This window comes from Mesorhizobium sp. WSM4823, assembly GCF_055811195.1.
In genome coordinates this window covers 65,757-78,280 of sequence record NZ_JBVVQL010000019.1, presented here as the reverse complement: position 1 = coordinate 78,280, position 12,524 = coordinate 65,757, and the positions used below count along the sequence as shown (strand labels likewise).

At 65.1% G+C, this 12,524-nt stretch carries 6 protein-coding genes; 1 reads left to right on the top strand and 5 read right to left on the bottom strand.

Annotated elements, in window-relative coordinates; genetic code table 11:
* Positions 1–79: 79 nt before the first annotated feature.
* From AC0L26_RS29275 to AC0L26_RS29255, 5 genes are read right to left on the bottom strand one after another with little or no spacing between them, the layout of a single operon-like run.
* Complete coding sequence (locus tag AC0L26_RS29275) at positions 80–1,645, bottom strand: Eco57I restriction-modification methylase domain-containing protein (protein WP_473635695.1); 1,566 nt, start codon at positions 1,643–1,645, stop codon at positions 80–82.
* A complete protein-coding gene (locus AC0L26_RS29270) occupies positions 1,645–2,454 on the bottom strand; it encodes a hypothetical protein (RefSeq protein WP_473635694.1) in 810 nt (269 codons plus the stop codon). Before AC0L26_RS29270 ends, AC0L26_RS29275 begins: the two co-directional genes overlap by 1 nt.
* Positions 2,455–2,480: 26 nt before the next feature.
* Complete coding sequence (locus tag AC0L26_RS29265; RefSeq protein ID WP_473635693.1) at positions 2,481–4,691, bottom strand: hypothetical protein; 2,211 nt, start codon at positions 4,689–4,691, stop codon at positions 2,481–2,483.
* A 1-nt stretch (position 4,692) separates the two neighbouring features.
* On the bottom strand, positions 4,693–8,904 hold the full coding sequence (locus AC0L26_RS29260; RefSeq protein ID WP_473635692.1) for a DEAD/DEAH box helicase family protein: 4,212 nt from the start codon (positions 8,902–8,904) through the stop codon (positions 4,693–4,695).
* Complete coding sequence (locus AC0L26_RS29255; protein WP_473635691.1) at positions 8,897–11,476, bottom strand: hypothetical protein; 2,580 nt, start codon at positions 11,474–11,476, stop codon at positions 8,897–8,899. The genes AC0L26_RS29260 and AC0L26_RS29255 overlap by 8 nt, the downstream gene beginning before the upstream one ends.
* A gap of 532 nt (positions 11,477–12,008) precedes the next feature.
* Between AC0L26_RS29255 and AC0L26_RS29250 the strand changes: the two genes are divergently transcribed.
* Complete coding sequence (locus AC0L26_RS29250; protein ID WP_473635690.1) at positions 12,009–12,500, top strand: HEPN family nuclease; 492 nt, start codon at positions 12,009–12,011, stop codon at positions 12,498–12,500.
* Positions 12,501–12,524: the final 24 nt, after the last annotated feature.

The window sequence follows — 12,524 nt, the reverse complement described above, 5'->3', positions numbered from 1 at the left end:
GCCAGACTGTCCCGACATTAGCGAAACCACTGTCCGGGAATTAGCGGAACCCCTGTCCGGCTTTTGCGAAATGCGCACGTCACTTGATCGGAGGCTTCGGCATCGGCACACGCTCGAGCAGCCGCGCCGGGATTGAAGCCGAGCCGCACATTCTGTCGAGCTGGTCGCCCACCTCGGGTCGGTTGAGCGCACGGGCGAGCGCTGCGGGCGACGCGGCTTCCGGCCGTGTTGGCAAGAGCAGGATTACGTGATTCTCAGCAACGACCCCGCCGTGCTCGTGGACAAACTCGGCTGGGATCTCAGCGGCCGCGATGCGGCGTCTCTGGCTGCGCGCGGATGTTCGCTGCACGGCGACGCAGCCGGTTCGCGCGATATAAGGCGCGCTTGCAGGTGCATCCACCCAGCTCATAGTACGGAACCGCTTGCCCCGCTCAAAATCGAAAGTTCCGTCCTGCCCGATGGCTTTGGCCCAAATCAGCGGCACGCGCCCCTTTGCTGGACGCTTGTGCAACCTGTTCGCTTGGCGGTTCGACACCAGATAGCCGATTCGGGCGGCATAACCCCATTCCGCTAGCGTGGAAGGAAGGTCGGGTTGCGAGCCGGGAAGCAGCCAGGGGGCATCTTCAGCGAGCAGTCTCACCTTACCGCTCGACAGAACGTAACCGTCACCTGCGACGGTGTTCGACACAGCATCGGTTGCCAAGACGTCCGTCAACTCAGCTTCACGCCGGCGAAGGACTAGGATGCAAGTGTCCTGCACAACGTCCAAGAAGACCGTTGATCTACCCTCTATAGTGTCGACGGCGAGCACGTCCGCGAGTTGCCGGATGCGGCGGCGGAAGCGGGCGAATTCGGGCCCTCCGATGAACGAGGCTGGAATGATGTAAGCGAGGATCCCGCCTGCGGGCAGCGCGGCAAGTCCGCGACGGACGAAGATGGAGTAGAGGTTTAGGCGGCCCCCGTTGATGTCGCGGAATCGCTCTGGGCCGGCGGGCTCGTCCTTGGCCGCCAGGCGGAGGTACGGCGGATTTCCAATCTCATGATCGGCACCACCGTCATCCTCGACAGCGAGCGTATCTGCCTCCCTGATAACGTTTAACGTATCGACCAGCTCGGGCTCCATACCATATTCGCTGACCAGGCAACGCCGCATCAGGGAGTTAGCCAGCCGCGCCAGGCCAGGCTCGATCTCGCGTCCTATGAGCCGTTCGCGGAGTTGGTCCACAATGTCGACGTCTGTTTGGCCTTTGCCGCGCCACAGCCTCACCATCTCGCGGGCGATCGGCACGATGAACGCTGCACCACCCGCGGCGGGATCCCGGAAGCGGGCTGCTGCGACATCAACGCCAAACTCTCTCGCGCGCCCGATCAGATAGGTGACCAGTCCAGGGGGCGTGAAGTAGGCGCCAAGCGCCTTGCGTCGGCGCTTACCCATGAGCGATGCGTAGACGCTGGCAACTGCATGGTCGGACCATGCGGGTTCCAGACCTGCGAGCAACTCGGCCACCTGGAAGGGCGCGTTACCGTCTAGGATGGCCTTCGCGCTGGCGGAGGCGTCCAGCGCTGGTCGCTTGCGGTAGTAGGTTACAATCCGCGAGACGCGATCTTCCGCTGCGGCGATGTCGGATACGGGCCGCTCGAGCACTAGCGCTCCCCGATCACAGAAGAAATCTGTTCGACGGCGCGCACGATCGCAGCAACGGCGCGCGCCTGGCGGCCGCGAAGGATCACGCCGAGTTCCATCGAATGCCGGGCGTACTTGATCATGTTGGCGCTCCCCACATATGCTTGGTCTGCGTCGGCGATGACCACCTTCGCGTGGAAAGTCTCGTAGCCATCCCCGGCCGGCAATAAATAGTTCAATACGCGCACACCCTTCCCGGTAAGTGTCGGCAGGAGCATGTCAATGGCTGCCTTAGTCGAGCCCGCCCGGCGTGTGATCAGGGTGCGCTTCGGAGCAGTGCACTGCTCGAAGAGCTCCATTGCGAACCGAGCGCCCTCGCGGTTCACGAAGGGACTCATAACCGTAAAGGAGGAAACCGCGGCTCGCGCGATCTCGCCCAGAACCTCTTCAGTTCGGCCCATGCTGGCGTGGATCGGGCCTTGGGCGGGGAGGACACGAGCGATGGCGCTTGGGGCGCGGGGAAGGGTCACGACGCTAGCGGCCACTGCGTCGATCCTCGGCAGGCAGGCTGCTCGCATCGCCTCCGCGCCGGCGAGGAACACGGCGAGGCCCGCGGGCAGCGGCTCGAATGTGCGGTGCCATCCGGACTGGTCCTCGTCCAACCATCCGCGCGTGGAGAAATCTTTGGCGGCGCGCCCGATTGCGGCCGGTCCGATGCCGCCGAAGGTAGTTCCACGCACGACTGTCGCCGCGCCAGCCTCCAGATTCTCCGCGAGCGCTGCGGCAGCCCCGCAGTCGTCGCCGAGACGCTGCACCAAGGACCGGGCCATCGCCTCTCCGATGGTATGCCCGCCCGTCACGGACGCATCGCCGCTATCTCGAAGAAGCCGACGACGTCGGTCGGTGTCGAGTCGAACCGCGGGCGGCCGCGGCCGACGAGCGACGACCGCGACAATAGCTCGTTCCTCGTGATGCAAGCGTTCTCGGGGATCAGCACGCAATCCGGGCAGGCGCCGCCGCGCCGGTTGCAGACGCTTTCCGAGCCGCACCTGAGGCTCGACGGGTTCAGCATGTGCTCAAGCACCTGGTTACCAACGTCGGCGTCGCCCTGGTCCCGCCACATCGAGGACAGGTTGCCCAGGTCCATCGTCGTCCCGCGGCGGTAGACGAGGATCGCCAGGTCGGGAACGAAAAGGTGCTCGCCGAAGGAGCCTAGGTCAAGACCCGACATTGCGGAGCATGTATCTATGAGGTGGTGCGCCATAGTGTGGAGTAGTGTGTAGACGAACGGGTAAGCACGCCGTGTCAGCGCCCCTTCGCGTCGGTACTCGTCCAGGAAGCGCGAAAAGCGCGTGTCGGGATTGCGCTCGATCGCTTCGAAGTCCTCGATTAACTGGCCGCCTAGGCGCACGCCAACAGGCGCCGGCGGAAGCATGATCTCGTTTTGTGCCAGCCATTCCCGCGCCAGCGTTTCGTCTAATCGGACGTAGAAACCCTCGTTCGACTGAAGCGAGCACAAGATAGGGTTCTTTGCGGCGTCCGCGACCTCGACGCGCTCGAACAGCCGCAGACGGACCGGCAGTTCGGCGGTGCCCGCCTTGTCGCGCTGCACGGTCGGGGCCGAGGATGTTCTGGAGTAGGCGAAGCTATACTCGCAGATCTGGACGTCGCGGATCAGCCGCATCTCCTCAATGCCGAGAGACCGAAGGCGTGCGCTTGACGCCGCGGCTTGCCGTTGGAGGCCAGCCTCGTCGAGGCCGTCCGGCCGCAGGAAGGGATCGAGGATGGAAACATCCACGGAGACCTCTTTCCCGTCCGCCATCTGCCCGCCTCTGAGCTTCTCCTCCTCGAACGTGAGATGCTCCATAGCCATTCGCAGCGGGTCGTGCTTGCGGACATAGTCACCCCGGCCACGGCACGCGGCGGCGATGCTGGCTGGCGCTTGCGCGTGGGCCATGAATACGGTTCTAGCCCATTCGGCCTCATTCTCGGCGATCGCCTGTCGCTGTGACTCCAGCATGTGCGTATTCACGCCCTGGGCCTCAAGCATGCGGAGGATGCTGATCAGGTTCGTATGGTTCTGCCACTCCCCGCCGCGCCCGGCGGCGATCAGCAGCCGCTCCTTCTCGTGGTCGGACATCTCGGATGGGGGGTAGCCGAACCGCGCTGATACGAGCTGTTCAAGCGCCGGAACATGGGTGTCGGCGAGCAGACCTAGGTGCTGGTCGTCGCGGAACACGAGAAGCCGGTCGCCGTGCACGTAGTAGGCGGCCGATGCACGGTAGGAGACCGGCTCCATGTTGATCTCGGCGGGCAGGGCGTTGCCGCTGTCGAGCAGCGGACCGAGCGCGCGAAGCGTCGGCTTGTCTCGCTGAAGCAGCTGTCGAGGGAAGCGGCAGTGGACACATTCGAAGTGCCAGCCCGCTAGCGGTCCAGGTGGCCTGCGCAGGTAGAAACGGTTCTCGTCGCAGTTCGTGCATTGGTCGAGCTCGACGATATCGCCTCGCTCGTTCGACCATCGACGGTAGGAGGGCGTGATCGGCTCAACCTCGCCGGACCAGTGGGTCAGCACCACGTCAAGCTGCTCCCAGTCGTCGGCACACCCTGCGGCGCCGGTCGGGCACGCGTTGCGGAACCGCTCCGAATCGCGCTCGAGCATGTCGACGCCACGGCTGACGCGGTGCAGGCCGCAGCGTCCGCAGGCGAACGATAGCGGGAACGGAACGTAGCCGGCATAGTCGGGGATCTGGAAGGTGAACTCGCCCAGGCGAACACGCACGACGTCATCGGATAGGACGCGCCGGTCGACGGACAGCTCGGGCGGAACGGGATGGGATAGGCCGTTCCCGCGCTGTGCCCGTTCGGCCCATGCTGCGAAGTACTCCTGTACCTGTTCTCCGATCGTGCGGATGGTGACGTGAGGCAGTTCGATTGTGCGGTTAATGCCAGATGGCAGGGCCATGCAGGCCCCGCGCCCCCCCTCAAAAGTGAAGAGACTGTGCGGCGCATATGCGATCGCGATCTGGCTGCGTGAGCGCTGCATGGTGGGCGGCTTCGGCTTGCTCATCTCACGCTTCCTGATCGAGCTCACTGGAGGCCGCGCGGCGGGTTCCGCGGTTCCGCAGGAACGCCATGGCGAACTCAACCGCCTCGTCGTCAAGCCGTCGGTTCTGGGTGTCGAACCGCGACGCCCGAATGGTGCCGGCGGCGTCCACGTCGCGCAGGCTGGTCATGGGCCGCTGCAATCCGCTGAGCCGGTTGTTCCAAAAGTCGTCCAGCTTGCCGGTGAATTGGTCGGAGGTTGCCGCGACCTCGATGCGGCGCAGCTCTTCCCGGACGAGGTCGGCGTAGTATCCGGGGTTGGCGGGCTGACCCTCCGATCCGTATATGCCGACCGCCTCGCGTACGAACGCCGCGCAATCGTCGAGCGCAGCGGGATTAGAGAGGACGCGGGCGAGCTGCTCGACGGTCGCGGGCAGCGGCACGCCAGGTTTCGATTCGGCAATGGCCTCGACAATCCGGCGCTGGAACTGGACGCCGGCCAGCCAGGTCTGGACGAGCGAGGGCACGGTCCTAGCGATCGCGCGGTCGGCCCATCGCTCGATGGCGGGAGCTGCGATCATGCGCTCAAGAAGGCGATGGAAGGATTCGTGTACCTCTACGACGAAGCGGTCTCGGCGTGTTTGCGGCGTCGGGATGAGGAGCGAGAACCCGACATGCGTTCGTCCCACGCGTGAGGACGCCTGGATGTACTCGGCGATGTCGGATGGCATGCCGGCGAACGCCATGGCGTTGAAAGCCTCGACGTCGACGCCGTGCGAGATTGCGCTCGTCGCGACGATGACGCGCAGCGCCTCGGAGACGTCTTCGGTCAGCGGATCGAACGGCATCTCTGCTTCGCGGATGACTCTTTGGATGCCCGCGATGTCGACGCCACCGGAGATCAGCTCGGTCATGAAGGCGGAAAGTCGGTACGCGTCGCCCATTGCGGCGTGCGCCTCAAACGCCTCGGGGGCGAGCGCGGCCAGAATCTGGTCCCCGCCCTTCTTATTTGTGACGTAGGTGAGCTCGATGCGGTGCAGATCGACCAGAGCGGCGAGGCGGTCGTGGCGCGATTGCGCGCGCGCGTTCGCGACCGCCGCCCGCCGCCCGGCTGCGAAGGGTGCGTCGGACACGTTCTCCTCGATCTCTCGCGCGGCTCGCTCGCGTCGCGCCGCGTTGGTTGAGGCGAGGTCTCTCTCCCAACGGGTGATCGTCGCGGCATGAGCAGTGAGCACCGAGATCGTGGTGACCGTGTGGAGGCGGCCGTTCGTCATGATACTCGCGTGCAGCCGTCCCCACGGCGACGCCAGCTCGCGTTCGCGTAGCGCGACGCCGGGGCTGTCCAGGACGGCGGCTCTATCGGATGCCGCGCCGGTCGCGTCGAACCCGGCCATACCACTGTAGAACGTTGAGTAGAGCGACGGCCCCGGGTGTGGAAATTGTCGCACCCTTAACTGGTATAGAGCCCGTGCGTGCTTGGCCGCGTCGGACACCGTAGCCGTCGCGCCGATGACGTGCGGCAGGCGTGGCCGGTCGAGCGCGCCGGGAACGCGAGCTACGCGAGTGCCCAACAGCTTCGCGAGCCGTCGAAGCCAGGCGAACAGTCCGGTCTCGAAGATGCCGCCGAATGTGCCTAGACTCTCCTCCAGTAGGTGCATTTCGTCCTGGACGATCAGGCTCGGGAACGGGTCATGGAACAGCTCTAGGCCATCGTCGAAGGCCGGCGCGACACGGACCCCCGCCCCGCGACCCAGTGTTAAGAGATCCTGCCCGGTCGGCTGGGCCAGCATGCCATCGACGCCCTGATCGACGGCGCGGGCGAGGCCGAGCATGCCGGCGATGTCGTCAATCGTCCTCGTATTCTGGCCGATCAGTGCCAGTTTATCGATCGTTCCGAGCAGGACGGAGGGCGCACGGCGGTAGATGTCGGAGTCCGCAAGCAGGAACGGCAGCGGGACCGGCCGTCCGGTGCCACGGTGCTCCTCGTTCCAGTCGCACTGCGGGTTGAGGCACACGATGCCGAGCCGGTTGCGCTCCTCCGGAAAGAGCCGTAGCGCGGTCTCCGTCGACGAGAGGCAGAAGGGACAAGTCGGCAACTTGTTCCAGGCGGCACGGGAGGCCGCGTAGCCGCGCTCGCCTCCGGCCGTGCCGTTCATGAGAGCCTGCTCGTCGCTTGCGCGGGGCTCGTTCCAAGCGGGGATCGCCAATAGGTCGTCGCGCAAGGTCCCCGGCCGGATCTCTGTTCGGTTCGGCGTGTTGCCGCCCCCCACCCAAAATCCGATTTCGAAGGGCGCGCCGCCCAGCCGATGCGCCCGGCGAACCATCTCCGCGTGCGCGAGGAGCCGAGCGAGGCGCTGGGCTTGCTGAACGGTCAGCAACCGCAGCGGGTAGTGCATCATCGCGGTAATGCCGCGACGCTTCCCGCGCAGCCGGTCTAAGAACAGTCCGAATACGACGGTGCCGAAGAATGCTTCGGTCTTGCCGCCGCCGGTCGACATGTAGAGTAGGCTGGCGGCATCCTCGTCGAAGTCGGCGCGGAAGTCGCCCTCGAACGACGGAAGTCGCGACGCCAGCGTCGGCACGTGCGCGAGAATGAACGCCAGCTGGAACAACCTCCAGCCGGCTGACTGACCGTCTCGCTGCGGGTTCGCACGGTGGAACGCTTTATTGAGCAAGAGCCACGCGCGGTAGGGGATTGCACCCTCCGAGGTCGAGTCCTTCTGCCATGCGCTCCGGGATCGCGATAGTAGGTCGACGCCAAGCTCGACGCGTCGCGCCTCGTACTCCCAGGCATTGAGGTCGGTCTGAAATTGTTCGCGCTGACGTTGCTCGTCGTGGGCGTCGCCCTCGTCGGGGTGCAGGGCCAAGTTAGTTGAGCCAGAGACCTCGGCGCGCCAGGCGTCCATCGTGGCGACGAGCGCCGACAGCGCGCCTACGTCCTTGTCCGGGTCCGAAAGGAACGCGTAAGTGGTCGGGACCTCCGCGATAGAGCGAGCCGTCATGCGCGGCAGCACATATCGTGGCATCCACGTGGTGCGCAGCCGGCGCGCGCCGGCGTCATCGCCGAGGTCCTCGACGCCGCCGTTTACCCCGATCGCAGGCATTGTCATGAACCCGGCGAGGTGGTAGCTGCGCCGCACGCGCTCTAGGCGCATCGGGACGAGCGCGCCGTCTGGTAACTCGAGGTGTAGCGAGACGTTGAACAGTCCGCATTCCATGTCGGCATCGCTCTCGCGCAAGTTTTCGATCGCGACGCGCACCGACTGGCAGCCCGGGGCCGTTGGGTCCGGTATGGCCTGCACGAGCAGCTGTAGCTGGATCTGCGGCACGACGTCAGCTGGCACCGGCGCGTCGGCTCGCACGCGAGCGAGGAACTGGTCCCAAGCTTCACGAGACCAGAAGTCCTCGGATTCTGGACGCCGAGGCCGCCATGCCCAGTCCCTTCCCTCCTCGGTGGCGAGAAACGCTAGGCAAGCGTTGCGGATGGCCGCGTGGAGGCGCAGGTTGTAGTCGGCTAGGAGGGTCGACCAGCCGCCGGCATCCGCGGGCATAGGGAGTTCGAGAACCGGTGCGGGCACGTCCACTCGGCGCCATTTCAGCGGTGCGGTGTATTGCCGCGCGATCGCGTTTGGGATGCGGAGCCGGGGAAGTCCCCCATCGCGCACGGGTCGGTCCGACCCTTCGGGCAGGTCGGTGTCCGCGCCTTGGGGTACGATGGCGCCTTCCGGAACGACCACTCCCATCTCGCGGTAAACCTCTGCCACGATGGCGATCCGCATCTCGCGGCGGGCCCTTCCGGTCACTCCATTCGCCTGTCGGTCGAGGCGCGTAGTGATCTCGGTCTTGGCCCGCTGCAACGCTGCTGCGGACAGCTCCGCGCGGGGGATCAGCCTTCCCTCCCGCTCGAACAAATCGTCCGAGCTCGGTAGTGTCCTGACGTAGGCCGCCAGCGACGGGGTGATCCGAAGGGTTCCGCCGACGTTCCGCAGTCTGAGATCCAGCCCGTGGGCGGCCAACCGGATATCACTGGACTCATCATCGCCGTCTTCGTCGATGCGGGGCAGCACGAATCCGCTGCTGAGCACGCGGGACGGCTTGGCGCCGAGGACTGTCCTGCCGACTTCGCCGTCACCGGACACCAATCTTCGGGTCCGCTCAAGGATGGCGTCGCAGACCGCCTCTTTCAGGAGCTGACGCTCGTCTGCGTTCATGTCAATCAGCGCAGACGGCTCACTCAAGGTTCACTCCTCCTTTTGCCTGTTCGATGCTCTCGACGTCGTCCACGGCGTCAAGCAGCGACAGCCAGAGCCCCCGAAGCACACCGCCTGTCTGTCCCGCGGTGAAGCTCTCCGGATCCAGCACGAACTGCACTACGCGCTGGTTGAACTGGAAGCCCTCCTGCACTCGGTAGGAGCGCGTCGGCACGATGGCGAAGCGCCAGTAGGTCTCGCCCAGCTGTTCGCCGATCCCATTGGCCTGCATAAAGAGCCTGAAGCGAGGCCAGTCCCGGGCGGCGCGCGGCTGCCGCGCACCGTCCTCGGCCGGTGCCGCGCGGTCGGCTGTCAGCCAGCGCTGAATGTTGTTAAGCTCGCTTCCTGGCAGCGAGGGATCGACCTCGCGCATGCGCCGGAACACCTCGCGCGCCTTCCCGGCGTCGGTGTCCCCCGGGATGGCCGCGCGCATCTGCCCGATGTGGCGATGGTACAATGTCAGCTGGTCGAGGCTCGTCCGCGAAGTCGCGAGGGCGTGGCGGATACGGTTGCGCGCACCCTCGTTCAGCACGAGGATCTGGTCGCCAACCTCGACGTCCCGGGCGTGCACCTTCTCGAAGGGGCGAGCTTCACCGGAGGTGAAGACTAGGACGTCGCTCGAGGGCCGGTATGCGATGCGGTGAGCGCTGGTGGAGATCACGATCCTCTCGCCGGTGTAAGCACTACCCTCGCGAGTTAGGTCGATTTCACGAGGTTCGGCGATCGGGAGGATTCTGAACTCACTCTCCCCAGCATCCAGCCGCTCGTCCAAGCCGCCGCGCTTGAGCGCCTGCTGCATCGCGGATGCACGCGCCGCGATTGGAGCGAAGCCGGGGAGGCGTGCGAGCGGCCCGAGCTCACCGGCGAGCAGGGCGGATCCTGAGGTGTCGCCGAGAAGCACGACCTCGGGCGGCGTCGCCGGGCTGGTGAGCAGCGCGCGGATTGCGGTAGCACTCGGCCCAGTTACGATAATGCGGTCAAGCCCACCCTTGGTGAGCGCTGCGCCAAGGTCGGAATGGTCGACGATGCCGCAGTGCCAAGAGACACCTCGGTCGGAGGCCATGAGGACCTCGGCGATTCGCCGATCCGGCACTGCGATCAGAGTGGTGGCGGCGTTCCAACTGTCCTGTGCGATCAGTTCAACGAGCTTGGAGGAAACCGGCGACTCCACGAGCCAGCCGCCCACCCTAGCCTCGATCAGCTTGACCGCGTCTCTAGCGAGAGCGCCATCCGGGGAAGCCGCCCCGGTTTCGGCGAGCTGCCTGAGCGCCATTTTTGGCCTAAACATCGCCCGTATATTGTTGTCGACCTCGTCGTCGGCGTCAAACAGAGTGTCCGCGGTGACCCGCGCCTCCTCCAGCCCAAGCGGCAGGCTGGCGACCCGCCTGAGGAAAGAGAGGGCACGTGATACTCCCGCCGCGCCGTCGCCGTCCCCGCCATCACGAAGCCGTCGCCCAAGCGTCACGAGCTTCTCCCGGATATGGACTAGCGAGGCATCCTTGATGTCGGCGGAAAAAGAGACGTCGGCGAGGCGCTCGGGCAGTACCGAAACGCTACCGAGGAACCCTGGCTCGGCGAGATAGACGCCCACCTCGACAGGCGGCTGCCGCCGCGGCCTAAGGCGTGCGGCGTGGGAACGTAGCGCGCGGGTGGCCCCCCTCAGCGCGAACGGATCGTCGCAGATGGCGACCACAGGCGGCCGGCGCCCCGGTGAGGAGTCTAGCGCCTCAAGCAGCACCGCCAAACTCCGCTCCCACTGGTCGCCCAGCTCCGCGCGCGACTGCCTAGTCAGGTCGACTAAGACGGCGTCCAGGCCATGAGACGCGAAGCGGTCTAACGTCAGGAGAGCGCATAGCCTCGCCGCGCTCCTCTCGGCTGGAAAGCCGAATAACGCAAATGGTGTCGAGGCCGGGGAACCCACGTCGGCGCGCTGCCTAGGAATGCCCGCTCCCGCCTCCCCGAGGAAGGTGTGGTTGAGGACGCGCTTCAGAACCTGGTCGGCATCGTTCACGTAGCGACCCGCGGATGGCGCGAACACCGCGGTCGTCTCGACGAGGCTAGGGCTGCGGACGACGACTTCGAAACGCGGGCGTCCCCTGACAACGCGCGCGGGCGCGTTCTTGAGAATCAAGTCTTTCAGCCGCAGCTCAACCATCGCGAGCGATCGTTGGGCCAGATTGTCGCTCGGCCATACTGCGCCGCCCTTGATGTCGTTCAGCGCGAGCCGCGCGGTCTCCGCTACGTCCTCGGGGTGGACCAGCGCGGACCGGGCCGCACGTGTGATGCCGCCGCGCCATGGCCAGATCGCGAGCGTCGCGGAAGCGAGCCGGCCGCTGGCGCGCGCCTCCCGCATGGCGAGCGCTGCGAGTGTAAACCCATTGCCCGGCCGCTCGGGCCACCCCAGCAGGACACGGTCACGCCCGTCACCGACGGCGTCCAGAACCGCGTGCACGGCCGGGGCTCCCGCCGTTAGCGGCGCCCATCCAGCTGGATTAGCCGTCGTTGCATACCTGGTCGTGGTCGCGGTGCCGACGCCCGGTCGCACGATCGTCTGGTTCACGCGACCCATTTCCTCCCGCTGCGCTAGAAGCGCACGGGCCCGCTCACCGTGCGAGCGGCCGGCATCCGAGATGCGGTTGCTACGATCGACTGCCCCCCAATCCTTCATCCCGCGCTTCGGCAATATTGAATCCCCCTTCCGCATAATGCCCAATCTGAAGCAAAAGGCGAGATATCATTCTTCCAAATTGAAGGGATTACTTAGAGCTCAGTCGTTTTATGCAGTTGACGACACCTGCTTTTGCAGGCCGTGAGGATCAGGCCCGGACGCCGCGCTACGCGGGCATGCGGCTGTTGATTTCGCAGAAACTCCGAAGGTCTATAGCTTCAGCTAGGTCATATGCAGCGCTTCCGAGCGGCGATCGCTATCAATCGTGCTAAGCTCCGAACGTTTAAGAGATGGCCGTCTGGGATATCCGGAGCAACGATCGAGAAGTGCTCTCGGTTGGAGAGCGTGACGAACGGTGTGGACAGCACTTGCTTGAACTCCTCACGTTCCCGAACTCTCGGCAAAACAGAGCCTTAGCGGCCTCATGGCGACACAAGGAGTTTTCGTGGAAATCGACCGAAACACAGTCGCCGGCTTTGGCCGGAGGGTACGGAGGAACTTGGCTTTCGTGCTTGCCGCGGGGGAGCGGCAGGAGGACGTCCATGTGGTCACCGAGCTAGTAACCTCCTTGCTTGGTTTGGTTGTTTTTCCTTGTGGATTCATTCAAGACAGCGGCATAAGCGGCTTAGAAGTGTACTCGTTCGAGAAGTTGGCATCTGAAGGGTGGCCTGCCTGGAGATTCGAAATAGGTCGGTCGAACTCCCTCGACGATCACGTTCGACATATACGGAACGCACTTTCGCACAGACGTGTCCAATTTTCGTCGGACGCTCGCGACCTTGAAGGTGTGGACATCATTTTCCGAGATCGTCTGCCCAAACAGACGCAGGACAATTGGGGCGCCACAATTGGTGCCAGTGGGCTGTTGGATTTTGCACAGCGCCTCTCAAGCGTCGTCGACGACATCATTTCTTAGCGAGAGCCTGGGCCCATAGCACAT